Annotated in this window: 25 protein-coding genes and 1 tRNA gene; 13 read left to right on the top strand and 13 right to left on the bottom strand. The window is 74.3% G+C overall.

The features are described 5' to 3' along the window. Positions 1-175 precede the first annotated feature (175 nt). Complete coding sequence (locus AMK16_RS36155) at positions 176-316, top strand: hypothetical protein (protein ID WP_158071207.1); 141 nt, start codon at positions 176-178, stop codon at positions 314-316. Here the strand turns inward: AMK16_RS36155 and AMK16_RS05080 are convergent. Then, entirely contained in the window at positions 302-1,090 is a 789-nt protein-coding gene (locus AMK16_RS05080; protein WP_073909057.1) for a helix-turn-helix domain-containing protein, read from the bottom strand. The genes AMK16_RS36155 and AMK16_RS05080 overlap by 15 nt on opposite strands. Before the next feature lie 143 nt (positions 1,091-1,233). On the opposite strand from AMK16_RS05080, the gene AMK16_RS05075 reads away from it, so the two are divergent. Both AMK16_RS05075 and AMK16_RS36150 read left to right on the top strand, forming a co-directional pair. Then, a complete protein-coding gene (locus AMK16_RS05075) occupies positions 1,234-1,539 on the top strand; it encodes a 4a-hydroxytetrahydrobiopterin dehydratase (RefSeq protein ID WP_073909054.1) in 306 nt (101 codons plus the stop codon). Further along, complete coding sequence (locus AMK16_RS36150) at positions 1,539-1,706, top strand: hypothetical protein (RefSeq protein ID WP_158071206.1); 168 nt, start codon at positions 1,539-1,541, stop codon at positions 1,704-1,706. Before AMK16_RS05075 ends, AMK16_RS36150 begins: the two co-directional genes overlap by 1 nt. 79 nt (positions 1,707-1,785) lie before the next feature. Here the strand turns inward: AMK16_RS36150 and AMK16_RS05070 are convergent, their stop codons facing one another. From AMK16_RS05070 to AMK16_RS05060, 3 genes are all read right to left on the bottom strand, one after another. Then, the gene (locus tag AMK16_RS05070) at positions 1,786-2,205 is read right to left on the bottom strand and encodes an RICIN domain-containing protein (protein ID WP_073909051.1); all 420 of its coding nucleotides are present in this window, start codon (positions 2,203-2,205) and stop codon (positions 1,786-1,788) included. 41 nt (positions 2,206-2,246) lie between these two features. After that, a complete protein-coding gene (locus AMK16_RS05065) occupies positions 2,247-3,095 on the bottom strand; it encodes an aldo/keto reductase (protein WP_199885344.1) in 849 nt (282 codons plus the stop codon). Between the two features lie 224 nt (positions 3,096-3,319). Beyond that, positions 3,320-5,143, bottom strand: coding sequence for an AMP-dependent synthetase/ligase (locus AMK16_RS05060; RefSeq protein WP_073909048.1), 1,824 nt, complete (start codon positions 5,141-5,143; stop codon positions 3,320-3,322). A 437-nt stretch (positions 5,144-5,580) separates the two neighbouring features. Between AMK16_RS05060 and AMK16_RS05055 the strand changes: the two genes are divergently transcribed. After that, positions 5,581-6,012, top strand: coding sequence for a (2Fe-2S) ferredoxin domain-containing protein (locus AMK16_RS05055; RefSeq protein ID WP_199885343.1), 432 nt, complete (start codon positions 5,581-5,583; stop codon positions 6,010-6,012). Between the two features lie 163 nt (positions 6,013-6,175). Here the strand turns inward: AMK16_RS05055 and fdhD are convergent, their stop codons facing one another. Continuing rightward, positions 6,176-7,006: a formate dehydrogenase accessory sulfurtransferase FdhD gene (gene fdhD / locus AMK16_RS05050; RefSeq protein WP_073909046.1), complete on the bottom strand. Its 831-nt coding sequence runs from the start codon at positions 7,004-7,006 to the stop codon at positions 6,176-6,178. A gap of 226 nt (positions 7,007-7,232) precedes the next feature. Here fdhD and AMK16_RS05045 point away from each other — a divergent pair, with 226 nt between their 5' ends. Continuing rightward, on the top strand, positions 7,233-8,174 hold the full coding sequence (locus AMK16_RS05045; protein ID WP_073909043.1) for a beta-ketoacyl-ACP synthase III: 942 nt from the start codon (positions 7,233-7,235) through the stop codon (positions 8,172-8,174). Positions 8,175-8,356: 182 nt separating this feature from the next. Next, a tRNA-Leu gene (locus AMK16_RS05040) sits at positions 8,357-8,444 on the top strand. Between the two features lie 63 nt (positions 8,445-8,507). On the opposite strand, the gene AMK16_RS05035 is transcribed toward AMK16_RS05040, so the two are convergent. Both AMK16_RS05035 and AMK16_RS05030 read right to left on the bottom strand, forming a co-directional pair. Further along, positions 8,508-10,142: a helix-turn-helix domain-containing protein gene (locus AMK16_RS05035; protein ID WP_073909041.1), complete on the bottom strand. Its 1,635-nt coding sequence runs from the start codon at positions 10,140-10,142 to the stop codon at positions 8,508-8,510. After that, entirely contained in the window at positions 10,139-10,741 is a 603-nt protein-coding gene (locus AMK16_RS05030; RefSeq protein WP_242438589.1) for a sigma factor-like helix-turn-helix DNA-binding protein, read from the bottom strand. Before AMK16_RS05030 ends, AMK16_RS05035 begins: the two co-directional genes overlap by 4 nt. A 602-nt stretch (positions 10,742-11,343) precedes the next feature. Between AMK16_RS05030 and metG the strand changes: the two genes are divergently transcribed. The 3 genes from metG (at position 11,344) to AMK16_RS36560 (ending at position 13,936) form a co-directional block, all read left to right on the top strand. Next, on the top strand, positions 11,344-13,059 hold the full coding sequence (gene metG, locus AMK16_RS05025) for a methionine--tRNA ligase (protein WP_073909038.1): 1,716 nt from the start codon (positions 11,344-11,346) through the stop codon (positions 13,057-13,059). 251 nt (positions 13,060-13,310) lie between these two features. Then, on the top strand, positions 13,311-13,757 hold the full coding sequence (locus AMK16_RS38490; protein ID WP_158071205.1) for an MmyB family transcriptional regulator: 447 nt from the start codon (positions 13,311-13,313) through the stop codon (positions 13,755-13,757). Beyond that, on the top strand, positions 13,652-13,936 hold the full coding sequence (locus AMK16_RS36560) for a hypothetical protein (protein ID WP_073909036.1): 285 nt from the start codon (positions 13,652-13,654) through the stop codon (positions 13,934-13,936). The genes AMK16_RS38490 and AMK16_RS36560 overlap by 106 nt, the downstream gene beginning before the upstream one ends. A 119-nt stretch (positions 13,937-14,055) precedes the next feature. Here AMK16_RS36560 and AMK16_RS05015 read toward each other — a convergent pair whose 3' ends face one another. Then, on the bottom strand, positions 14,056-14,934 hold the full coding sequence (locus AMK16_RS05015; RefSeq protein ID WP_073909033.1) for an alpha/beta hydrolase: 879 nt from the start codon (positions 14,932-14,934) through the stop codon (positions 14,056-14,058). Between the two features lie 1,442 nt (positions 14,935-16,376). Here AMK16_RS05015 and AMK16_RS35715 point away from each other — a divergent pair. Further along, positions 16,377-16,982, top strand: coding sequence for a hypothetical protein (locus AMK16_RS35715; RefSeq protein ID WP_073909030.1), 606 nt, complete (start codon positions 16,377-16,379; stop codon positions 16,980-16,982). An 88-nt stretch (positions 16,983-17,070) separates the two neighbouring features. After that, positions 17,071-17,853, top strand: a complete 783-nt coding sequence (locus tag AMK16_RS05005; RefSeq protein WP_073909027.1) for a bestrophin-like domain — start codon at positions 17,071-17,073, stop codon at positions 17,851-17,853. Positions 17,854-18,013: 160 nt separating this feature from the next. On the opposite strand, the gene AMK16_RS05000 is transcribed toward AMK16_RS05005, so the two are convergent. The 3 genes from AMK16_RS05000 to AMK16_RS04990 all read right to left on the bottom strand — a co-directional run bounded on the left by AMK16_RS05000 (position 18,014) and on the right by AMK16_RS04990 (position 20,494). Further along, the gene (locus AMK16_RS05000) at positions 18,014-19,207 is read right to left on the bottom strand and encodes an MAB_1171c family putative transporter (RefSeq protein ID WP_073909025.1); all 1,194 of its coding nucleotides are present in this window, start codon (positions 19,205-19,207) and stop codon (positions 18,014-18,016) included. Next, complete coding sequence (locus AMK16_RS04995) at positions 19,204-19,761, bottom strand: toxin-antitoxin system, toxin component (RefSeq protein ID WP_242438587.1); 558 nt, start codon at positions 19,759-19,761, stop codon at positions 19,204-19,206. Before AMK16_RS04995 ends, AMK16_RS05000 begins: the two co-directional genes overlap by 4 nt. 64 nt (positions 19,762-19,825) lie before the next feature. Further along, positions 19,826-20,494, bottom strand: a complete 669-nt coding sequence (locus AMK16_RS04990) for a helix-turn-helix domain-containing protein (RefSeq protein ID WP_073909023.1) — start codon at positions 20,492-20,494, stop codon at positions 19,826-19,828. 218 nt (positions 20,495-20,712) lie between these two features. On the opposite strand from AMK16_RS04990, the gene AMK16_RS04985 reads away from it, so the two are divergent. Next, positions 20,713-21,702, top strand: a complete 990-nt coding sequence (locus tag AMK16_RS04985; protein WP_242438586.1) for a helix-turn-helix domain-containing protein — start codon at positions 20,713-20,715, stop codon at positions 21,700-21,702. Between the two features lie 224 nt (positions 21,703-21,926). Next, positions 21,927-23,282, top strand: a complete 1,356-nt coding sequence (locus AMK16_RS04980) for a 6-phospho-beta-glucosidase (protein WP_073909020.1) — start codon at positions 21,927-21,929, stop codon at positions 23,280-23,282. A gap of 243 nt (positions 23,283-23,525) precedes the next feature. Here AMK16_RS04980 and AMK16_RS04975 read toward each other — a convergent pair whose 3' ends face one another. Further along, a complete protein-coding gene (locus AMK16_RS04975) occupies positions 23,526-24,026 on the bottom strand; it encodes a nucleotide triphosphate diphosphatase NUDT15 (protein ID WP_073909018.1) in 501 nt (166 codons plus the stop codon). Beyond that, complete coding sequence (locus AMK16_RS04970; RefSeq protein WP_073909015.1) at positions 24,023-24,643, bottom strand: helix-turn-helix domain-containing protein; 621 nt, start codon at positions 24,641-24,643, stop codon at positions 24,023-24,025. Before AMK16_RS04970 ends, AMK16_RS04975 begins: the two co-directional genes overlap by 4 nt. Positions 24,644-24,709: the final 66 nt, after the last annotated feature.

The following is a 24,709-nucleotide window of genomic DNA, read 5'->3' as shown; positions in this document are numbered from 1 at the left end:
GAAACCCCAACGTTTCCTGCCCTCCAGCTCAAAAAGGGTTGGCATGACCCCCGAGGTAATCGACCCCCCGGCGGGCCGCCCGGCACAGTGGGACACGCGGGTTCCGGTGCCGCGCACTCGGCTCCGGAGCCCGTCCCCCACCCGCGAACCCGCCCTCGACGCGGGCTGAGCCGCCATGTCCGCAAGCCCGTTCGGCGGCTTCGCCCGCCCCACCGGCACCGGGGCCGGCTGGATCGCCGCGCAGGCCGCCGCGGTCGCCGCCTTCGCCCTCCTCCAGCGGCCGGCGCTGCGCGCGTGCGGTTCAGGAGTCCAGTGACCTCAGGTACTTCGCCGTCGCGGGATCGGCGGGGAGCATGGTCTCGACGGCCAGCTCGGCGACCGTCACGTCCATCGGGGTGTTGAAGGTGGAGATGGACGACACGAAGGACAGCAGCCGGCCGTCGTGCTCGATCACCAGGGGCAGGGCGAAGTACGGTACGGACTGCTCCGCTTGTGCGTCGCCCGGGCGCTGTGCCACCGGGTAGGCCGACACCTCCTCGTGGAGCGCGCGCAGCGGCTCCGAGCGGGCCAGCGCGATCTGACGTTCCATCTGGGCCAGCAGATGGCCGCGCCACTCCTTCAGGTTGTGGATGCGCGGCGCCAGCCCCTCCGGGTGCAGGGTGATCCGCATCGCGTTCAGCGGCGGCCGCAGCAGGTGTTCCGGCAGGCCCGCCAGCAGCATCGTGACGCCCCGGTTGGCGGCCACCACCGTGTAGGTCCCGTCCACGACGAGCGCCGGATACGGCTCGTAGCCGGTCAGGAGCCGCTCCAGGCCCTCGCGCAGCGCGCCCAGCGACGGGTCGTCGAGCGGGGTGTGCGCGTACCGGGGCGCGTAACCGGCCGCCATCAGCAACGCGTTGCGGTCCCGGACGGGGACGTCCAGGTGGTCCGCGAGGCGCAGCACCATCTCCTCGCTCGGCCGCGAACGCCCGGTCTCCACGAAGCTGATGTGGCGGGAGGAGGAGTCGGCGCGGCCGGCCAGTTCCAGCTGGCTGATGCCGCGCCGCTCCCGCCAGGTGCGCAGCAGCGCGCCCACACTCGTCGTCGTCATGCCGCGACGGTAGCTCAGCGGGCCCGGGCCGGGGCCGCTCGGACGGACCCGCGCACAGCATGGCGGGAGGGGTTCGCGCCGGCGCACTGTGGGAACCTTGACTCCACGTCACGGGGACGGGACACGGGAGAAGGAGCCGCTTCATGCCGAGTGCACCGCTGTCACAGAAGGAGATCGAGGACCGGTTGCGGGAACTCCCCGGCTGGGCCTTCGAGGACGACCGGATCATCCGCACCTACCGGCTGGCGACCCACTTCGCGGCCAGTGCCCTCGTCGCCCACATCGCGTGCCTCCAGCAGGAGTTGGACCACCACAGCGACCTGACCCTCGGCTACAACACCGTCCGCCTCTCGGTGCACACCCACGACGCGGGCGGCGTGGTGACGGAGAAGGACTTCGAACTCGCCGAACGGGTCGCATCGCTCGCCCCGTCCCACGGGGCGAGCTGATGCCGCTGCCACCCGCCCTGCTCGACTACGACGCGGAGGCCGAGGCGTACGACGCCACCCGCGGCCTCACGCCGCACGATCTCGCGGCCCGTCTGGAAATCCTGCCCGGCCCGGACGCCCCGCGCGCGGAGCCGACGTACCGCGTACGGAGCTTCGTACGCCGCTGACGGCATCGCGCACCGGCGGGACGGGACCGACAGGACCGGACGGCGGTGCGGCCGCGGCGCGCCCGGGGCCGCGTCGCGCTCACACCGGCTCCAGGCGCCACCACTGGGCGGGGGAGTCGGTGTCCTCGAACTGGCGCGCCCGGCCCTGCGGGTCCGCCTCCAAGGGCAGCCCGCTGATCACGGCGATGAGGGAGACGACGCCCGGATCGTCGAGGTGCTCCTCGACGATCCACTCCTGCGCGCCGAAGGCGTTGGCCCGCCACACCTGGACGCGGGCGCCGCTCTCCGTGGACGCGTTGGCCACGTCCAGCAGCCTGCCGTTGTGGACGCTGACCACGTGGCAGATCCCGCCCCCGGTGTGGACGGGCGAGATCTCCCACTGCTCGGCCGCCGGGAGCGTTCCCCCGGCGGCCACCGAGACCCGGCTGCCGCTCTCTACCAGGAGCAGCAGGCCACTCGCCGCGTTGCGGATCCGGTACACCCCGTCGGGGACGTCCACGCGCGCCGTCCTCCCTCTCGCTCGCCCTGCCCCCGGCTGCCTCAGGCGTCGAAGCCGGCCGGGTCCGGACCGAGCCGGCGGCCCGCCCCGTCCGCGCCCAGCGCGTCCAGCGCCGCCATCTCGTCGTCGGCCAGCTCGAAGTCGAACACGTCCAGGTTCTCCCGGATGCGCGCCGGCGTCACGGACTTCGGGATGACGATGTTGCCGTGCTGCAGGTGCCAGCGCAGCACGACCTGCGCGGCGGTGCGGCCGCGCCGGCCGGCGATCTCGGCCACCGCCGGGAGCGTCAGCAGCTCCTTGCCCTGGCCCAGCGGGGACCAGGCCTCGGTCGCGATCCCGCGCTCGGCGTGCACGGAGCGCAACTCGGCCTGCGGGAAGAGCGGGTGCAGCTCGATCTGGTTCACGGCGGGGACCAGATCGCCGGCCCCGGCCAGTCGCGCCAGATCGGCGGGGCGGAAGTTGGACACGCCGACGGCCTTGGCCCGGCCGCTCGCGGCGATCTCCCCGAAGGTCTCCCAGATGGAGAGGAAGTCGTCGCGCATCGGGCGGGGCCAGTGGATCAGGTACAGGTCGACGTAGTCGAGACCCAGCTTGGCCAGCGAGTCGTCGAAGGCGCGCAGCACCTCGTCGCGGCCCCACGCCTGCGACGGGCCGTTCCACAGCTTGGTGGTGACGAACAGCTCCTCGCGCGCCAGCCCCGAGCCGGTGACCGCCTTCCCGGTCCCGGACTCGTTGCCGTAAACGGCCGCCGTGTCGATGCTGCGGTAGCCCGCCTCCAGCGCGGTCGCGACGGCCTGCTCCGCATCCGCGTCCGGAATCTGCCACACGCCGAAACCGAGCTGGGGCATGAACGTGCCGTTGTTGAGCTTGATGGTGGGGACCTGGTTCACGTCTGGATCGTTCCCTCGCGTCGGTGGGGCGTCGTACTGGGGCCACAACCGGCCCCTCGGACGACGTATTCCCGCCGTCACGGCGCGCCCTCCCGCCCCGCGCCGGGGCACCTCCCGGGACAGGCCTCACGCACCGGGCCGCCCGCCCGCCCGCGCCTCGGCCGCCGACCGGTGTGCACGGCCGGTGTCCACGGTCGGTGTCCACGGCCGGTACAGGCCCGTCTTCACGGCCGGTACAGGGCCGCGACCTCCCGCGCGTACGCCTTCTCGATGGCCCGCCGCTTGAGCTTCAGGGAAGGGGTCAGCAGTCCCCGCTCCTCCGTGAACTGCTCGGAGAGCACCCGGAAGGTCCTGATCGCCTCCGCCTGCGAGACCAGGGTGTTGGCGGCCACCACCGCCCGGCGGACCTCCGCCGCCAGATCGGCGTCGTGCACCAGGTCGGCCGCCGGCAGCTGCGGACGCCCGCGCATCGCCAGCCAGTGCGCCATCCCCTCGGAGTCCAAGGTGATCAGCGCCGCGATGTACGGCCGGTCGTTGCCCACCAGCACGCACTGCGACACCAGCGGGTGCGAGCGCACCCGCTCCTCCAGCGCGTTCGGCGCGACGCTCTTGCCGTTGGAGGTCACCAGGATCTCCTTCTTGCGGCCGGTGATGGTGAGGTAGCCACCCTCGTCCAGCCGTCCCAGGTCCCCGGTGGCCAGCCACCCGCCGCGCAGCACCGCCTCCGTGGCGGGGGAGTCGTTCAGGTAGCCGGAGAAGATGTGCCCGCCGTGCAGCCAGATCTCCCCGTCGTCCGCGATGTGCACCGTGCTGCCCGGGATGGGGCGGCCCACCGTGCCGTACTTCGTCGCCCCCGGCGGGTTGGCGGTGGCCGCCGCGCAGGACTCGGTCAGGCCGTACCCCTCGAAGACGGTGATCCCGGCGCCGTCGAAGAACAGCCCGAGACGGCGCGACATCGCCGAACCCCCCGACATGGCGTGCCGGACCCGGCCGCCCATCGCCTCGCGCACCTTCCCGTAGACGAGCCGCTCGAAGAGCTGGTGCTCCATCCGCAGCCCGGCCGAGGGACCCGGCCCGATGCCGAAGGCCTTCTGCTCGCGGGCCTCCGCGTACCGCACGGCCGTCTCCACCGCCCGGTCGAAGGGCCCGGTGCGCCCCTCCGCCTCCGCCTTGCGCCGGGCCGCCGCGAAGACCTTCTCGAAGACGTACGGGACCCCCAGGACGAAGGTCGGCCGGAACGCGGCGAGGTCCGGCAGCAACTCGGCCGCCGCCAGGGCCGGCTGGTGGCCCAGTTTGACCCGCGACCGGATGGCGGCCACCTCCACCATCCGCCCGAAGACGTGCGCCAGCGGCAGGAAGAGCAAGGTGGAGGGCTGCTCGCCGGGACCGGCCCGGAAGACGGACTTCCAGCGGCTCACCATGGTGTCGGTCTCGAACATGAAGTTGGCGTGCGTGAGCACGCACCCCTTGGGGCGGCCGGTGGTCCCGGAGGTGTAGATGACGGTGGCGACGGCGTCGGGCGTCACCGCCCCGCGGTGGCGGTGCACGACGTCCTCCGCGACACCGCGCCCGTCGGCGACGAGCCCGTCCACGGCCCCGGCGTCGAGCTGCCACAGCAGGCGCAGGCGCGGCAGCCGGTCGATGACCGAGCCCACCGTCATGGCCTGGTCCTCGTTCTCCACGACGCAGGCGGTGCACTCGGAGTCGAACAGGATCCAGTGCACCTGCTCGGCGGAAGAAGTCGGGTAGACGGGGACGGGCTGGGCGCCGACGGCCCACAGGGCGAAGTCGAAGAGGGTCCACTCGTACCGGGTCCGGGACATGACCGCGACCCGGTCCCCGAACCGCACCCCCTGGGCCAGGAGCCCCTTGGCGAGCGCCAGCACCTCCGCCGCCAGTTGCCCGGAGGTCACGTCCCGCCAGGCCCCGTCGGTCTTGCGGCCCAGGACCACCCGGTCCGGGTCCTCCTGCGCATGCCGGAAGACGACGTCGGCCAGACCGCCGACGGGTGTGCCCGTGAGGACCGGTGGAACGGTGATCTCGCGCAAGGCCAGGCTCCTCTCCATGCGGCGCGGCGACGCTACTGCATCGGTCATGCCGTCCGGCGGCTCCGCGGAAACCTCCACAAGATCCCCCCGTGACCTGGCACGGAGCGGGAATCGGCGCACCGGAGCACTCCCCGGAGCACTCCCCGGAGCACTCCCCGGAGCGCCCCCGCGAGCGCCCGCGCCGCGCCCGGACGCGAACCGGCCGCCGACGGTCCGGCGGAGGTCTCGGCCCCGGCCGCGGCGGCCGCTCCCCGGGTGCTGTGACGTCCGCGGGGCCGACAGGGCCAACGGGCCGGTCTGCGGGGGCGCGGTGGAGCCCCTCTCCCCAACGGCCGCTCGCCCGGCCCGGAACGGCCCTGCTGCGGACCCGCCCTCCGGCGCCGGGCAGTGCGACCCCGGGGCCCCACAGCCCGCGCCGGGCCCGGTAACGTGCGGCGGTGACCTGGATACGCCCGATCGCCGCCCACGCCGAACGCCCCTGCACCCTGGTGGTCTGCCGCGGCTGCTGCTGCGGCGATCCCCGCAAGAACCCCGGCTCCGACCACGCCGGTCAGCTCGCCCGGCTGCGCGAGGCCGCCGCCGGTTCGGGGGGCCGCCTGGCCGTCCGGACGAGCGACTGCCTCGGGCCGTGCGCGCAGGCCAACGTGATCGTGGTCCAGCCCACCAGCGAGGCCCGGCGCCGCGGTGCCCGCGCGGCCTGGTTCGGCTGGGCCCTGGACGACACCGCGACCGACGAGATCATCGCCTGGGCCCGGTCCGGCGGTCCCGGCTCCGCCCCGATCCCGGCCACCCTGGACCTCCACCGCATCGACCCGCCGGAGCCCAAGCCCTCCCCGAGCCCGTCCCGCCGCTCCCGCCGCGGCCGCTGACGCCGCCGGTACGGCAAGAGCGGTACGGCAAGAGCGGTATGGGAAGGCCGGTACGGGGAGAGCGGCCGGCGGCGGGACGGCCGGGGCCGTCGGGACCGCCGGGACCGGCGGCGGTGCATCGGGGGCCGGCGGCGGTCCGCCGGGGCGGTTCACCGGCGGGCCGTCACAAGGTGATCCGCTCCTCGCCCGCGTAGATGTTCATGTCCGGCCCGCGCAGGAACCCCACCAGCGTCAGCCCCGACTCCAGCGCCAGGTCCACCGCGAGGGAGGACGGCGCCGAGACCGCCGCAAGCACCGGGATGCCGGCCATCACGGCCTTCTGGGCCAGCTCGAAGGAGGCCCGGCCCGACACCAGCAGGACCGCGCCCGCCGCCGGGAGCCGGCCGGCCTGCAGGGCCCGGCCCACGATCTTGTCCACGGCGTTGTGCCGCCCCACGTCCTCCCGTACGTCCAGCAGCTCGCCTCCGGCCGTGAACAGCCCGGCCGCGTGCAGCGCGCCCGTGCGCTCGAAGACCTTCTGCGCCGCGCGCAGCCGGTCCGGCAGCGTGGCGAGGACACCCGCGGAGATCCGTACGGCGTCGGCGGCCACGGCGCCCGGGAAACGGGTGGCCGTACGGACCGCGTCCAGGCTGGCCTTGCCGCACAGGCCGCAGGAGGACGTGGTGTAGATGTTCCGCTCCAGCGTGATGTCCGGCACCGCAACGCCGGCGGCCAGCTGTACGTTGACGACGTTGTAGGTGTTGGACCCGTCCTCCGTCGCCCCCTCGCAGTAGGTGACGGCGCGGACGTCCGCCGCCGTGGCGAGCACGCCTTCGCTGACCAGGAATCCGACTGCCAGGGCGAAGTCGTCACCCGGGGTCCGCATCGTGATGGCCAGCGGCTTTCCGTTCAGCCGTATCTCCAGCGGCTCCTCCGCCACCAGCGTGTCCGGGCGGACGCCCGCGACGCCGTCGCGGATCCGGACGACGCGGCGGCGCTCGGTGACCCGTCCCATGGTGATCCAGCCACCCCTTCGCTCCTGCCGCGCACCCGACCGGATCCGGCTGCATCGGACAACCTCATTGTCGCGGTTCCGCTTCCCGGCACCGCCCCCGGCAGCCGGATCCTCGGGAAGCTCCAAATTCCGGTGCCGGAATCCTGTCGGGTCACACGCACACGTACCCACCAGTAGCAGGCAAAGCTGGGTGATCCTGACTTCCGTACGAGGGGGGACCCCGCCCATGACCGGTTCACGCGTGGTGGCGCTAGGGCACTACCAGCCCGCAAGAATGCTCACCAACGAGGACCTCGCGGCCATGGTCGACACCACCGACGAGTGGATCCGCTCGCGCGTCGGCATCAAGACGCGCCACATTGCGGGACCCGACGAGCCGGTGGACGAGCTCGCCTTCCAGGCCGCCGGCAAGGCCCTGGCCGGAGCCGGGCTGACCCCCGACGACATCGACCTCGTCCTGGTCGCCACCTCCACCGCGATCGACCGCTCGCCCAACATGGCCGCGCGCGTCGCCGCCAAGCTGGGCATGGGCGGCGGCCCCGCCGTGATGGACCTCAACGTCGTCTGCTCGGGCTTCACGCACGCGCTGGCCACCGCCGACCACGCCATCCGGGCCGGCTCCGCCTCCCGCGCCCTGGTCATCGGCGCCGACAAGATGACCGAGATCACCGACTGGAGCGACCGCACCACCTGCGTGCTCACCGGCGACGGCGCCGGCGCGGCCGTCGTCGAGGCCGCCGCGGAGCCGGGCATCGGCCCGGTGCTGTGGGGTTCGGTCCCCGAGATGGGCCACGCCGTCCGCATCGAGGGCTCGCCGCCGGTCTTCGCGCAGGAGGGCCAGTCCGTCTACCGCTGGACCACCAGCCAGCTGCCGCCGCTCGCCCGGAAGGTGTGCGAGAAGGCCGGGATCGTTCCCGAGGACCTGGCCGCGGTCGTCCTCCACCAGGCGAACCTGCGGATCATCGAGCCGCTCGCCGCGAGGATCGGCGCGGTCAACGCGGTCGTCGCCCGCGACGTCGTCGACTCGGGCAACACCTCCGCCGCCAGCATCCCGATGGCCCTCTCCAAGCTGGTGCAGCGCGGCGAGATCCCCACCGGCGCCCCCGTCCTCCTCTTCGGCTTCGGCGGCAACCTCTCCTACGCCGGCCAGGTCATCCGCTGCCCCTGACCCCCGGCAGCCTGCTGCCGCCGCCAGCGGCCGGGCGCCCCGCACCGGCGCACCCCGCGCCGTATGCGTGCAGGTCAGCACGGCGTGGCGGCCGACCACCCCACCGGATATGTGGTCGGAGAGCGGCCGATCCTTTGCTATTGTTGTCCATGTCGCCGCGGGAAACCGGGGCCGACCACCTGGTCCGGGTGGCGGAATGGCAGACGCGCTAGCTTGAGGTGCTAGTGCCCTTTATCGGGCGTGGGGGTTCAAGTCCCCCCTCGGACACCAGCAGGAGCCCCACACCATGTGTGGGGCTCCTTTTGTTCGTCCGCTGGTCCACCTTGTCCCGTCTTACGTGCCGAGGACCGGCAGGTCCGGCCGGGTGGGCAGGGGGGTGGCTTCGGGGAGGGTCGCGGACGGCGGGATCGTGCCCGTCAGGAGCAGTGCCAGGAGGACCGGGACGGCCTTGCGGTGCAGGGACTCGGTGGCCGGGCGCGGGCGGCGGGCACGGGGCGCCGGGAGGGGGAGCACGAGGCTGCCGGCGGCGCTGCGGGCGGAGATCGGGACCTCCTGGCAGAGGACCCCCGGGGAGCATCCGAGCAGGGCGTGGACTCCGGCGCCGGGGGCCACCGCGTCCAGCGCCGTGAACAGGGCCCGGCTGCCGGTGATGGTCTGCGCGGTGAACAGGGCGGGCCGGGGCTGTTCGGCGTGATCGGCGCGGTGGTCGCGGTCGGGCTGGGACGGCAGGCACGTGTCGGCCGCGCAGGTGTGCGCGGCCGCCCGGAAGTCCACCCACTCACGCACGGGCGGCGCCCCGCGCCCGCCCGCCGTCTGTGCGATGCGGACCTCGCCCTCGGCGTACCGGCCCGGGTGGACGGCGGCGCCCGCACTGTCCCGGGCCAGGACCGGGGTGCTCCGGAGCCGGCCCGTCGGGCCGCCGCCCGGGGCGGACAGCCGGTCCAGGGCCGGCCCGCGCGCGTAGAACCCGGCGCCCGCGCGGTACGCGTACTCCTCCTCGCACAGCATGGACAGGAGGGGGCGCAGCTGGGCCTCGGTGAGGCCGGACGTGCGGGCCAGGCGGCGCAGCCCCACGCCCAGGGGATGCCGCTCCAGGACCCGTACGACGCCCAGGGCCCGCCGGGCCTGCGCCAGGGCGGCGCCCGTCGCGGTCTGGACGACGGTCCCGCGGACAGCCGCCGTGAGGGCCGGGTGGCGCGGCGGGCCGGACCCGAAGCGGGAGGCGGCCGCCTCCGGCGACACGGCGGTGGCGGCAGCCCCGGCGACCGGGACGACGGCCGGGGTCGGGCGGAACGCGGCCAGCACGCCCGGCAGTCCGGGCCTGGGCAGCGGCACCGGGCCCAGATCGGGGTCGTCGAGCTGGTCGACGTAGCGCAGGACGGCAGCCTGCGCGCACGGCCGCGCCTCCCGCGGTTCCCGGTGACCGCCCGGCCGGAAGCCGCGGCAGTGCAGCTCGCGCGCCCAGACCCGGGCGTCGTGGTGCTCGCCGCGCCGGGAGTGGTCGAGGAAGAGGCAGTACGCGGCCGCAGCGGTCCGCGACGTGCCCGCGCCCGCGGCGAACTGCCACCAGAACCGGGCCCCTTCGCGCAGCCCGGCCAGGTACAGCAGGCAGCCGAAGACGACCGAACCGGCCGGGTCGGTGTGCTCGCAGGAGAGGAAGGTGCCGAGCTGCGTCTCGGCCCCGGGGGCGCACACCGAGGCCAGGCAGGCGGCCGTGAGGTCGCGCCGGGCCCGCTCGGAGTCCAGCGGGCAGTCCCGTGCCGGGTCGCTCCAGCCAAGGACCGGCCGGCACCGGGGGCGCGCGCCGTGGGCGGGGGCGAGCGGGTCGGCGTGCAGCAGGCGGGCCTCGGCTGCGCCCAGGTCGTAGTGCGGATAGCGGTCGCGGACGCCCGCCCGGGCGAGGAAGTCGGCCAGGGAGCGGGGGCCCCCGCCACCCTGCGGCGGCTGGCGCCGTTCGCTGCGCTTCATGATGCGGCCGGGTGGGGCGGGACGGCCGGGCCGGGCAGGGCAGCCGGGTCGGGTGCGGCGGCTGGTTCGGGTGCCGCGGGGGTGTCCAGCAGGCGGGCGAGGCGCCGGTGGGCCTGGCCGAGCTGGGAGCGGATCGTGGCTTCGTCGACGCCCATCACGTCGCCGGCCTCCCCGGGGGAGCACTGGAGCCCGTACCGCAGCAGCACCGCGTCGCGCTGCCGCTCGGCGAGCCGGGAGACGGCGCAGTAGAAGCGGATGGTGTCCGACAGCACCTCGTACCGGTCGGCGTGCGCCTCCTTGAGGGCCGCCTCGAAGGCGGTGATGTCCATCGGCTCGGGAGGGTGACGCCGCCAGGGGCGGCGCAGGGGCTGCCGCTCGGCGAGGCAGTGCTTGAGCACGGTCCACGCGTAGGCGTCCAGGCGGTCCATGTGGAGCATCCGGAGCCACTCGGCCATGATCGAGTCGAAGGCGCGGTCCACCGCGTCCTCCGCCGCCGCGTCCGAACCCAGCTGAAGGTAGGCGTAGCGCATGTACGCGGGCCGGCGGTTGGCGTGGAACGCCCAGTACGACAGGCGCGCCGTAGGACCCCACTGGCTCATGGGGGTCGGACGCCGTCGCCGGCTCGGCAGCCCCACCGCCCCACCGGACTCCTCCGGACCGCCATCAATCACCGCTCCACCTCATCCCCTGTGCGCGAACAGGAAACCAGCGCGGGCGCACTCGGGGGCGCAGAGAAGAAACCTGGAAATATTACGTTCGGCGATGAACGACTGATGATCGAAGTCGATCGACCAAGGTCCTGGCCAGCGCAGACGCATATGCCGGCCGCCCCCGTGGGTGACCGGCGCGGTCCGGGCCGAGGCGAACGGCCGGACCCTGACCGCCCCGCTCACCGCGGGGGCCCGAAGGGCGCAGCCGTGTCCTTGCGGGCGGGCTCTGCGGCGGCGCCCGCATCACGGTGCTCGACGGGTGGTCCGGCGGGCGGGACCGAGGGGGTGGGCGACGGTCGGGGGCCGGCCCGGCCCGCTGTAGCATGGGCGCGATCGCGAGGGCCGTGACGGAGAGGTCACTGCCCTCGCTTTTGCGTTACGCCCACCCGAACAAATGCGGCGCGTGGCCTTTCGGCGGTTCGATACGATGAACCGCACTCACAGTCCGTCACGTCACGTTGTACCGCTCAGAGGAAATGGAGCATCCGAGGATGGCTCGACACCTGATCACCAGCGCGCTTCCCTACATCAACGGGATCAAGCACCTGGGCAACATGGTCGGGTCGATGCTTCCGGCGGATGTGTACTCCCGGTACCTCCGCCAGCGCGGCCACGACGTCCTCTTCATCTGCGCCACCGACGAGCACGGCACCCCCGCCGAGCTCGCCGCCAAGGAGGCCGGTCTGTCGGTCGCCGAGTTCTGCGCGCAGGCGCACGACGCCCAGAAGGCGGTCTACGACGGCTTCCAGCTGTCCTTCGACTACTTCGGCCGCAGTTCCTCGGAGCAGAACCGCGAGATCACCCAGCACTTCGCGCGCCGCCTCCAGGAGAACGGCTTCATCGAGGAGCGGGCGATCCGGCAGGTGTACTCGCCGGTCGACGGACGCTTCCTGCCGGACCGCTACGTCGAAGGCACCTGTCCGCACTGCGGCTACGACAAGGCCCGCGGCGACCAGTGCGAGAACTGCACCCGCGTCCTGGACCCCACGGACCTGATCGAGCCCCGCTCGGCGATCTCCGGCTCCACCGAGCTGGAGGTCCGCGAGACCAAGCACCTCTTCCTGCTCCAGTCCAAGCTGCAGCACGAGGTCGAGACGTGGGTCGCGCAACACGAGGAGGAGTGGCCGCAGCTGGCGTCCTCCATCGCCCGCAAGTGGCTGACCGAGGGCCTGCACGACCGCGCCATCACCCGCGACCTCGACTGGGGTGTCCCGGTCCCGGCGGACACCTGGCCCGAACTGGCCGCCGAGGGCAAGGTCTTCTACGTATGGTTCGACGCTCCGATCGAATACATCGGTGCGACGAAGGAGTGGTCGGACCTCGACTCCGCGAACCGCGACTGGAAGTCCTGGTGGTACGAGGCCGAGGACGTCCGCTACTCGCAGTTCATGGCCAAGGACAACGTCCCCTTCCACACGGTGATGTTCCCCGCCACCGAGCTGGCCACCCGTGAGCCGTGGAAGAAGGTCGACTACGTCAAGGCCTTCAACTGGCTGACGTATTACGGCGGCAAGTTCTCCACCTCGCAGAAACGCGGCGTCTTCACCGACCAGGCGCTGGAGATCCTCCCGGCCGACTACTGGCGCTACTTCCTCATCGCCAACGCGCCCGAGTCCGACGACTCCTCCTTCACGTGGGAGCACTTCACCGCCACGGTCAACAAGGACCTCGCCGACACCCTCGGCAACTTCGTCAACCGCGTCCTGTCCTTCTCCCGCAAGCGCTTCGGCGACGACGTCCCCGCGGGCAACGCGGCAGGCGAGGCCGAGACCAGGCTCGGCGAGCAGATCGCCGACCTCCTCGCCGAGTACGAGGGTCACATGGAGGCCCTGCAGTACCGCAAGGCGGCGGCCGCGCTGCGCGCCCTGTGGTCGGCGGGCAACTCCTACCTGGAGGAGAAGGCCCCCTGGCTGGAGATCAAGACCGACCCGGAGGGCGCGGCGCTGACCCTGCGCACCGCGATGAACCTCATCCACCTCTACTCGGTGGTCTCCGAGCCCTTCATCCCCGCCTCGGCGCGCGCCATGCGCTCCGCCTTCGCGCTGGCCGACGACACGGCGGCGTGGGTGAGCCCGGAGCAGGCCAGGGCGCTGGACGCCGTTCCGGCCGGTACGCCGTTCACCGTGCCGCCGGTGCTCTTCGCGAAGATCACCGAGGAGGACCTGGAGTCCTACCGCGAGCGGTTCGGCGGTTCGCCGGAGGCCTGAGCCCCGCGCTGACCCCGTCCCGAAGGGCGCGACCTGTCGAGGTCGCGCCCTTCGGCGCGTCCGGGCCGCGGGCCACCGCCGGGCCCGCACCCCCGCTGCGAGGAGCCTGCGCCTGGACGCCGCCGGGCCGGCGCACCTGCCCCGGCTGGTACGGGCAGCAGGGCGCGGCGGCGAGCGCCACGGAGCCTGCGGCTTCCGCGGCGGCCGCGGAGCAGCCGCAGGACGTCCGGCGGGGCCGGGGCTGCTCGGACTTGCTGGAGTCGATGCCGCAGGCCCCTGCCTTCGCCATCGGGCGGCGCCGCACGGACGTGCCGGCCCGGAACCCGCTCGTCGCCGCCCTCGTCGCCACCCTCGTCACCGGTTTCGGCGCGCTGCCGCCGGAACGGCGCGACGAGGCGTGGCCGGCCGTCCCCGACCCCGAGGTGCGCGGGCGCTGCGTCAACCGGGAGCGCAAGGCCGCGATGTGGTCGCCTCCCTCCGCTTCGACTCCGGGCGCCACCCCCACGCTCCGGGCTTCGCCGCGCCGATCGCCGATCGCCGAACTGCCCGGGTGTAGAGCGGAGTCCAGCGGCGTGCCGGGCCCAGGAGGTGCGTGTGCGAAGCCCAGGAGGTGCGGGAGAAGAGCGCCTCGCCACCGGCGGCTGCCACCTGCGCCACCCGCTCGTGGGGGAGTTCCCCGCGCGCCTGCGAGAGCCTGAACCTGCCGGACGATCCGGACCAGACGCCGATCACGTACACGGCGGAGGGCGGCTCCTCCTCCGGGGCCGCCCTGCGGATCCTCGCGGCCGTGGCCGGGGCCGGCTTGGCCGTCTCCCGCTCCGCGGATCCCCGCGCGGTGTCCTCGCCGGCCGGGGCGCCGTCCCCGGCGGACGACTGACGCCGGGGCCCCTCGTGCCGGGGCCCCTGGTGCCGGGGTCCTTCGTGCCGGGGCCCTTCGTGCCGGAGCCCTTCGCGCCCGGGGCGGGGCGGTCGGGCGCCTGTCCGGCGGTGCGCACCTCAGCCGTACGCGAGGTTCCGCCGCACCAGGCAGTCCTCGAAGAAGCCGAAGCAGCGCAGATGGTAGGAGCGGGCCGAGTGGCCGAGGCTGATGTTGTGGCCGGCCTCCGCCTGCCGCTCGACGTGCACCGACGGGGCGGCCGTGAGCGCGGCCCGCAGCTCGGCGAGCGCCTCCGCGTCGTGCCGCCACCACGCCTCGTGCTCGGCGAAGGTGAACCGTACGGGTACCCGCACCCGGCCCGCCGCGCCCCGGAACACCTCGGGCCAGCGGCTGATGTCGGCCAGCTCGCGCGGTGGCACGGGGGCGGCGAACGAACCGCCCGCGTTGAAGGTGCCGGCCGGATAGAGCGCCAGCGGCCCCCAGTTGCGGCGGCCTCCGCGGGACGCGCCCACGCCGGTGAAGGCGTCGGGCACGTAGCGGTGGCCACAGCCGGAGACCTCCAGGCCCAGGAGATCGGGCCCGGCGTGGTCGGCGGCGGTGAGCAGCGCGACCTTGCCGCCGAAGGAGTGGGCCAGGAGGAAGACCCCGGCCCCCGTCGGGCGCCGGGCGCCGAAGTCGCGCAGCGCGGTGGCGAGCGTGGCGGCCTGCTCGCGGACCGGCTGGCCCTCGGGGAAGCCGCCCGCGGAGTGCCCGTAGCCGGGCCGGTCGACGGCGAGCACGGTGTACCCGAGCCGGGCGCCCAGCGTGAGCAGGGAGAGGTCGGGCAGCGCCTGGGCGTCGAAGTAGCCCGCGCTCATCCCCGCGCCGTGGACGGCGACGACCGTCGCCCGCGGGGAGCCCTCGGCCGGTTCGCAGAGCAGGGCGGACAGGGGAGCGCCGCCCGCGTCCAGGCTGATCCGCCGCACACCCCGGGACAGCTCGGAGGCCTCGGCGCTCATACCGGCGCCGCCGGACCGCGGCGCGGTCGGCCGGGCGGGCCCGGCGGCCCCGCTGCCGCCGCCGGGTGGGGCGGGGGACAGGGGCCGGAACCGTTCCGGGATGTTGCGGGCCGGAGCGGAATCGCGCGCGGGCCGCGCCTGTGCTCGGCGCGCGCCGGGCAGCGGGGGCCGCGCGGCCGTCCGCCGGGCCCGGCCGGCCGGCCGGTCACGATGACGTCGGTGTCCACAGGCGCCATCCTCTGCGCGGACGGCCCTGCCCGGGCCGTGACGCGCCGAACCGCCGCCACGGCCCCCGGGACAGCGGAACGGCCCGCGCGGAGTCCTGGGAGCGCGGGGGCCGTCCGTGCGCGCCCGGGGCGCGCGAACCGGCGCGGTCGGGCGTCGCGCGCCGGGGCAGTTCCGGCCCCATACAGGGCCGCCCGGGCCCAAGTCGGGCGTCCGGGGGTGCGCCCCGGCCCGGTCAGGGCGGTGTGCGCAGGGGCAGGCTCCGGCGGCGTGCGCCAGGGCAGTTCCGGGGCCGGTGTGGGGCCGCCTGGGCCCCGGTCGGGCGGCCCGGGGGGAAGGTTCCCGGGCGCCTGCGGGGCTGCTCTGGTCTCGGCCGGTGCGGACGCCGTGCGGGAAGGTCCGGGTGACCGGCGCACGCGTGGTGCGAACCCGGCCCAGTCGGGCGACGTGCGCCGGCGCGCGACCCGGCCCGGTCGGGGCGGTGTGCGCCGGGGCGCGAACCTGGGCCGGTCAGGCGTCCCGGGGGAGGTTCCCGGGCGCGTGCGGGGCCGTCGGGTCTCGGCCGGTGCGGACGCGGTGCGGAAAGGTCCGGATGCCGGGTGCGCGCGTGGTGCGAAACCCGGCTCGGTCGGGCGGCGTGTGCCGGGGCAGGTTCCGGACCAGAGGGGCCGTGTGCGTCGGGGCGGTTCCGGGGGCCCGTGCGGGGGCGCCTGGGCCCTGGTCGGGTGTCCCGGGGCACGTTCCGGGGGCACGTGTGGAGCCGCCTGGCTCGGGTCGATGCGGGCGCCGCGCGGGGGCCGTCCGTGCAGCGCCCGGGGCGCGAACCCGGCCCGGTCGGGCGGGGGCAGGTTCCGGGGCCCTTGCGGGGCCGCCTGGGCCCCGGTCAGGCGGCCCGGGGCGGGTTCCCGGGCGCGTGCGGGGCTGCTCGGGTCTCGGTCGGTGCGGGCGGCGTGCGGGAAGGTTCGGGTGCGCTGGCCGGGGGCTTCTTGCGGCCGGTTGTGGGGACACGCCCGGGGTCTCCTCGGGGGCGGGCCCGGGTGCGGAGGTGGCGCTGCGACGGCATGGGGCGGGTGTGGGGGTGCGGCGTGGTGGCGGGCGCACGGCGACGTCACCCCCGCGTCAAGGATTCCGACCGGTCTGCCGCGTGTCGAACCCGCTCCGTGATCGTTTCTTCAGCCGTAACCCTCATACGTGCAGCGGAATCGGGAGGACGCGCGGTGACCGTGACCGCTTGGCAGTACCTCGCCGGGGCGGGCCTGGTGGCGGCCCTGTGCCCGCTGCACGCCCACGTGGCCGTCGCCGGTGAAGGCAACGGCAACGGCCACGCCAACGCCAACGCCACCGGCAACGGCGGCGGTGCCCGGGTCGACCTCTGCGTGCCGGCCGGCCGGCCGGGGAGGCCCGTCTTCCGCCCGCCGTCGGTGCTGCCGGCCGTGCCCGGTCCCGGGCGGCCCACCGTGCACCACCCGGGGCGGCCGACCCGGCCCGCCACCGTCGCCGGTCCGCCGGGGCCGCCGACGCCGCCGCCCGGGCCCGGCCCCGGGCCTTCCGCGCAGGCCCGGGCCGGGGAGTCGCAGCCACCGGCGCCCGCGCCGGGTCCTGGGCCCGGGACCGGCCCCGAGCCGGCGCGAGCCCCCGCCCCACCCCGGCTCAAGGCCGCCGCCGCGCCCGTGCCCGCCTTCCACGTGCGCCCGTACCACTCGGTGGCCCTGGAGCGGCGCGGCCCCGGCGGCATGTCCACCGTGATGCTCATGGTCGTCGTCACCACCCCCGCCGTACTGGCCGCAGCCGCCCTGCGGCCGCGCTCCAAGAGCCGCGGCTGACCCCCGCCGCCCCCGCGCGGCCCACCGCCACTCGCCCCGCCCCACCGCCCCCGCCCCACTGCCACCGATCAACAACGGGAGAACCCACGTGTCCGAATGGCTGGTCCTGGCCATCGCCATGGCGCTCGTCTGCACCGTCGTCCTCGCCATCACCGCGATCCGGCACCGCCGCGTCGCCGCCGACGAGGACACCAGCGAAACCCCCGACGTCATCGAGTACATGACGATGATGGTGGGCGTGGTCTACGCCATCGTGCTGGGCCTGGCCATCGCGGGCGTCTGGGAGGCCCGCGGCGCCGCCGAGGACAGCGTGCGCCGTGAGGCGCAGTCGCTGTACGAGGTCACGCAGCGCGCCGACGTCTACCCGGCGCCCGTGCGCGACCGGATTCGCGGCGAGGTGGACGCGTACGTCTCGCACACCGTCGCCGTCGACTGGCCTCGGCTGACCTCCGGTGAGGGCGCGTCGGCCGAGGGCGCCCAGCTGCTGGGCAAGCTGCGCAGCGACGTCACGCACCAGAGTCCCGCCAACGAACTCCAGGCGCAGGCCTACCAGCCGCTGCTGGACCACATCGCGGCCGCCGACGACGCCCGCCACTCGCGGACGCAGAGCTCCGAGTCGACACTGCCGGGCGTGGTGTGGTTCGGGCTGCTCGTCGGCGGCGTGGTCACGGTCGGGCTGATCTTCACCTTGCAGATCCGCCGCTCCGGGCGGGAGCTGCTGCTGGCCGGGCTGTTCAGCGCGCTGATCGTGTTCCTGCTGTTCATGGTGTGGAGCTTCGACGCGCCCTACGGACGGGCCGGCGTCGACTCGGCGGGCCCCTTCCAGGACCTCTTCCCGGCCACGGCGACGGCGGTCGCGGCCGGCGGCTGAGCCGCGGGACGCCGGCCTGGGATCCGCCGGGGCGGCCCGGCGCTCCCGGCAGCACGCGGCCCCGCCCACGGGCCCGGCGCTGCCCGTCTGGACGCGTCTGGGCGAGTCGCTCCCCGTCCAGGCGAGCCGCTGCCCGTCCAGACGAGTCGCCCGGACGCGCCTAGACGAGTCCGGCGCTCCCCTCCAGGGCGGCGGCGCGCCGGCGGACCGTCTGGACCACCGGCGAGTGGCGCAGGGCGTGGGAGATCCGCAGGAGGTCGCGGGGGCCGTCGGAGGTGTCGGCGGCGGCCTCCTCGCTGGCTCCGATGACCTTGCCCTCGGGGTCCGCCGCGCGGGCCTGTACGGCGGCGGCGAGCATGGCGGCGTCGGCGACCGCGCGCGCCGTCCCCTCGTCGGCCCCCTCCGCGAGGGCCCGCTCGTGGGCCCCGTCGCGCAGCCGCTGGTCGAAGTACGGGCCCAGGTGCAGGAAGCCGTCGTGGATGTCGGACTCGCGCTGGATCATGCGCAGTTCGACGGCGGCCCACCACGACATCCGCACGGAGGGGGTGCCGGCGGGGGCGGAGATCTGTACCTCCTGCCAGAGCGGTCCGAGCCGGCGGTAGGTCGACCAGGACCGCCAGCTGTCCGACAGCCGCTGGCAGACCAGCGGGAGCACGAACCCGATCGCGCTGATCAGCGCGCCCAGGGAGGCGAGCGGCGGGGCGACGAAGGTGCTCAGGTAGTCGAGGTCGTGGCCGGTCCAGCGGGCGACGACCGCGGACATCTTGGTGGCGTCGTAGCCGAGGTTGAAGACGTAACCCGTGACGATGATCACCAGGCCGGCCCGCAGCCAGCCGCGCACCTGGAGCGACCAGCGCCAGCACAGGGACACCATCACGACGGCGGCCACGTTGTGGGCGACCAGGTAGAGCGCGATCATCTCGCGGATGTACGGGGTGTTCGCGTAGGCGGTGTCCAGGTCGCGCAGGTGCTCGACGGGGGCGTCGCCGAGGGCGAACAGCACGACCAGTGCCACCACCACGAGGCTGTAGCCGAGGATCCAGCGGCGTGACACGCGCCGGGTCTGCTCCGGCGGGCCGCCCCGCCAGTTGACGACCAGGACCAGGCAGGAGGCGCTGAAGGCCGTGATCAGGCAGTAGACCAGGGGGGCCGAGATGTTGGGGATCCCGGTCCAGCGGTTGACCGCCGCGATGGTCGGCGGTGCGGCGAAGGTGAAGACCGCACCGGCCAGGGTCAGCAGGGCGCAGACCGAACGGAGCAGCGGATCGCGCCAGTTGCTCCGCAGTGCGGGCAGTTTGAAGGCGAGGGAGATCGCCATCGCGGCTGCCGGTATGTAGTAGTCCTTGCCGTTCAACGGTCGTTCCTGTGCCCCCGGTAGCCCAGCGAGGCCTCGATCCGGCCCGCCACGTGGTCGCGCTGCGCCGGAGCCCGGTGGCTCGACGATCCGGCCAGCCAGGTCCGGCACCGGCTGCCCAGCAGCAAGCCGAAGGTCTCGGCCTCGCTCTCCTCCTGGACGTCGGCACGGGTGCGCGCGGCGACGCGGCGCACCGTCTCGCCGATGTCCGCCTGGTCGGACAGCAGCCGCGCGGCGACGGCGGCGCCGTCGACGTGGTGGCTGCAGTGACCGGCCTTCATGTGCCACAGCTCGTGTCCCAGGATGACCAGTTGGTGGTCCGGCGCGGTGCGTTCCTCGATGACCACCAGGTCGCGGTCCGCCATGTCGAGCCACAGTCCGCTGGCCGTCCCCGGCGGGAACGAGGCCATCCGGAAGTCCACCCGGCGGCCGCGGTGCCTGCTCATGCCCTCGCAGAGGGCGGCGTAGAGGTCCATGGGTTCCACGGGGGCGGTCAGCCGGATGCCGGCCACCAGCTCGCCGCACAACCGCCGCTGCTCTCTGCCTATGCTCACCGTTCTCCCCGTCGGCGCGGATCCGGATCAGGACTCAAGGATCAGACCCAGACTTTCGACTGGGTCAGGATTCGTTCGGTTTGACGCTTTCGAGGAGCATGTCCAGCCATTCGGTCACCTTGTCCCGGTGCTTGTCGCTGGGCAGTTGGGCGGCCCGCCAGGCGATGCCCCGTACGCCGTGGTTCTGCAGGAGTCTTGCCAGCGGATCGCCGGCCGAAGCAGTTACCGCCGGTACGTTTTCCCGGGCGCGGCCTGCGAAGTCCTGGAGCAGCTGCTGTTCGGTCCGCTGGAGGGCGTCGGTGAGGGCGTCGGCGTCGTGGGCGGTGAGGAATCCCGCGTGCACGCCGAAGAAGCGCTGGATGGCGTCGCAGTGCTCCATGGTGGGGCGGCGGTCGCCGTTGATCAGGGCGCCGGCCTGCTGCCGGGACATGCCCGCGCCGTCCGCGATCTCCTGCTGGGTGTAGCGGCGGCCGTTGGGTTTGACCCGTGTGCGACGGAGCAGGTCGAGACGCTGGAGGAAGCGGGTCTGGAGATCGGGTTCGCCTGCGGGCCTGCCGTCCAGCAGCGTCCTGACCACGTCCGCGGGCACGCCCGAGGCCTCGGAAAGGCGTCGCAGGTCGAAGACCTGGTTCAGGTCGCGGCCCATCTTGCCCGCGAGTTCGGCGACGCGCGTGACGGTGGCTGCCAGGGGTGCGTTGGCCACCGCGACGGGAGCCGGGAAGCCGTCTGTCACCAGGGGTTCTCCTAGATCGCGCGAAGTCGGACGGGGCACATGGTCGGCTTCTGGAATCTAGCCGTTCCGGCCCCGAAGGGCTAGAACGTGCCACAGCTGTGGCGGGAATGAGCTGTCAAGAGGCTGGAATTGCCACAATAGTTGACACTCGAATGAGGTCGGTAGCAGGATCGCCACACGGAAATGAAGATCCAGACCGTGAGGAGGGGGAGCTCTCGGTGCCACATCTCGCAGCGGTGGGCCCGTCCGATGGCCTCGCCCGAGCCGGTGAGGAGCGCCTGGCGGGCGAGGAGTCCGCACGCGGCGCCGTGCGGTCGGAGCGACGCAAGGAGATTTTGCGCCAGCGCCGCGAGGAGCTCGGACTGAGCCAGGAGGACCTCGCCGCGCGTCTGCGCATCAGCGTGCGTGCGTACGGAAACTGGGAACGCGGCCTGGTCAAGGAGTGGACGGACCGCAAACTGCTCGCCCTCGCCGAGGCGTTGGAGATGAGCGAGCGGCAGTGCTTCTGGCTCTTCCGCGTCATGGTCGAGCGCGACCCGCCGCCCACCTGGCGCGCGGCCGAGGAGAGCAGGCTGCCCGAGGACCCGGCGCAGCGCGACTACCTGTGCGACTACGCCGCCCTGATGGAGGCCGTCCCCTACCCGAGTTTCCTGGTGGACCACCGCTGGGACGTGGCGCTCACCAACTCGGCCTTCGACCAGCTCTTCCAGTCCGTCCGGCCGCATCCCACGGCCCTGCCGGACGACAACTTCCTGCGCTTCGTGCTGTTCCACCCGGACGCCGCGGGCGTGCTGGAGGACCACGAACCGGCCTGGTGCGTGCCGCTGCTGGCCCAGTTCGCCACCGCGCTCGCCGCGGCCCCGCAGGACGAGGGACTGCGCAGCATCCGTCAGGAGGTGGCCCGCGACCCGTTCATGGAGGCGGCCTACCGGTACGGGGTCCCGCACTGGCTGAGCATGCGCGGAGCGGGGGCCGCCGAGCGGGACGGAGCGGTGCGCACCGTGCGCCACCCCGACCCGCGGCGAGGGGTCGTGCGCTGCCGGATGGTGGCCGAGAGCAGCCGCATGCTGGACGCAATGGGGCTGACCCGGATCACCCTGATCCTCTCGGCCCCGCAGGGCGCGCCGACGGGTCCGGTGGCGCCGGGCGGACCCGCCCGCCAGCAGGGCGGCGCCCGGCTGCGCGCCGTGCCGTCGCTGGGGGCGTGACCCGCCGGGGGACACTGGTGTCCTGACTGCGGTGCGCCGACGGCGCACCGCAGGTGTGCCGACCGCGCGCCCGTGGCGTTCTCGCCGCGGGCGCCGGACCGCGGTGTCACGGATCGTGGCACCGGCGCGGGCGCGTTGCCGTCCTCGACGGGGCGTGCTCGCGCTCTCGACGGGCCGGACGGGCAGTGGCACGCCACGGGGCACGGACGAAGGGCGGTAGGGACGTGCGGCTGACGATCCTCGGCGGGGGCGGTTTCCGGGTACCGCTCATCTACGGAGCACTGCTCGGCGACCACGCCGAGGGCCGAGTGACCCGGGTGACCCTGTACGACCGGGACCCGGAGCGGCTCGGCGCCATGGCGCGGGTCCTGGCGGACCAGGCGGCCGCCGCCGGGGTGGCGGACGCCCCGGCCGTCACGGCCACCGCAGACCTCGACGAGGCCCTGCGCGGGGCCGACTTCGTCTTCTCCGCGATCAGGGTGGGCGGCCTGGAAGGGCGGGCCGCCGACGAACGCATCGCCCTCGCGGAGGGGGTGCTGGGCCAGGAGACGGTCGGCGCCGGCGGCATCGCGTACGGCCTGCGGACGGTGCCGGTGGTCCGGGAACTGGCGCGCAGGATCGCCCGCAGCGCCCCGGAGGCCTGGGTCATCAACTTCACCAACCCGGCCGGTCTCGTCACGGAGGCGATGGCCGAGGAGCTCGGGGACCGGGTGATCGGCATCTGCGACTCGCCCGTCGGGCTCGGCCGGCGCATCGCCCGGCTGCTGGGGGCCCGGCCGCAAGACGCCTGGATCGACTACGTCGGCCTCAACCACCTCGGCTGGGTCCGGGGCCTGCACATCAACGGCCGCGACGAACTGCCCCGGCTGCTGGCCGACGCCGAAGCCCTGGAGTCCTTCGAGGAGGGCCGGCTCTTCGGCGCGCAGTGGCTGCGCTCGCTCGGCGCGGTCCCGAACGAATACCTGCACTACTACTACTTCAACCGCGACACCGTACGCGCCTACCTGGAGGCCGGGCAGACGCGCGGGGCCTTCCTGCGTGACCAGCAGCGCGGCTTCTACGCCGAGGCGGGCAGCGGCGGCCTGCCGGCCGGGGCTGCGCTGGCCGCCTGGGACCGGACCCGCGCCGAGCGCGAGGCCACCTACATGGCCGAGAACCGCGAGGTGGCGGGCGTGGGGGAGCGCGAGGAGAGCGACCTGGAGTCCGGGGGCTACGAACGGGTCGCGCTCGCGCTGATGCGGGCCATCGCCCGGGACGAGCGGGCCACACTGATCCTCAACGTCCGCAACCGCGCCACCCTGTCCGTCCTGGACGCCGAAGCGGTCATCGAGGTGCCCTGCCTGGTCGACGCGAACGGCGCCCACCCCGTGGGCGTCGATCCGCTGCCGCTGCACGCGGTCGGGCTGGTGAGCGCCGTCAAGGCCGTCGAGCGGGAGGTGCTGGCGGCGGCGGCGAGCGGCTCGCGGGCGACCGCGGTCAAAGCCTTCGCCCTGCACCCGCTGGTGGACTCGGTGGGGGTGGCGCGGCGGCTGGTGGACGGGTACGCGGCGGAGCACCCGGGTCTGGCCTACCTGCGCTGACGGGGGCGGGGGAGTGAGGGCGGGGGAGCGGGGGCCGCACGGCCCGGGTACCGGCCCCGGCACAGCCCCCCGCGCGCCCCTGGTACGGGGCCTGCGCACATGGTCGTCCTGGGTGCCGGCATCGGCCTGTGCATGCGGGTGCTCGTCTTCGTCGTGCAGAACACCGCCGACCACGCCGACCTCGGCCCCGCGACCTCCGGCGTCACCTTCTCCCCACTTCGCGCCGCGGCTCGCCGTGCGCTCCTAAGTGGTGGTGGGGGCCGGGGCGGTGGGGGTGACCGCGTAGTCGTACGAGGGCACGTCCGGCAGCGTGGGGAGGTCCGGGCGCCAGGCGCGCAGGACCGCCGCGGACGGGGGGTAGAGCGCCCCTGGGACCTCCTGCGGGGTGAACCACTGCCAGCGGACGATCTTGTGCGGTTCGGTGACGACGGCGGCGCCCTGCGCCGCCGAGGTCACGGCGGCGGCCGTCAGCCGGGTCAGGCCGCCCTTGGCGTCGATCTGGACGGACAGCACCCGGATCTGCCCGGGATCCGCCCGCAGCGCCGTCTCCTCCTCCAGCTCCCGGGCCGCGGCCCGCTCGAAGTCCTCCCCGGCGTCGACCTTTCCGCCGGGCAGTTCCCAACGGCCGTCGTGCGCCTGGCCGAGCAGGATCCGGCCGTCGGCGCCGATCACGACGAGGCCGACACCGACGACGGCGTTGGGCTGGGGGACGGCCCGTTCGGGACGCTCGCCGGTGGGGGTCATGAAGGTCCTTCCGATCGGGTGGCGGCCGGCCTGGCGCGGACGTGGATCCGCTCGCCCTGGGGGCCGAAGAGGCTGAGGAACTCCGCCGGCCGGGGGCCGGCGTTGGAGAAACCGTGCGGCGTGCGCGTGTCGAATTCGGCCGCCTCGCCCGGGCCGAGCACGAGGTCGTGCTCGCCCAGCAGCAGCCGCACCTGCCCGGAGAGCACGTACAGCCACTCGTAGCCCTCGTGGACGCGCAGTTCCGGCGGGGGCGGCGGGTCTTCGGCGGGCGGGAGGATCTGCTTGAAGGCGTGCACACCGCCGAGGTTGCGGGTCAGCGGTACGAAGGTGTGGCCGTGCCGGACGAACGGACGCGGGCGGATCCGGGGATCGCCGGTCTCGGGCGCACCGACGAGCTCGTCCAGCGCCACCCGGTGGGCCCGCGCCAGCGGTAGCAGCAGTTCCAGCGTCGGCCTGCGCTGCCCGGACTCCAGCCGGGACAGGGTGGACAGCGAGATCCCGGTGGTCTCGCTGAGCTGGGCCAGCGTGGTGCCGCGCCGGCGTCGCAGGGCGCGCAGCCGCGGGCCGACGGCGGTCAGTACGCCCGCGACTTCGTCGTCCTGCTCCGGGGTGGCCATGACTCCATTTGCCGCATCGGCAACATCATTTGTCAAGTGGGTGCCCCGAGGACGACCCTCACCCGT

This window comes from Streptomyces sp. CB00455, assembly GCF_001905445.1.
Taxonomy (GTDB): Bacteria; Actinomycetota; Actinomycetes; order Streptomycetales; family Streptomycetaceae; genus Streptomyces.
Note: the sequence above shows the minus strand (reverse complement) of the source record. Positions and strands in the feature narration are given on the sequence as shown.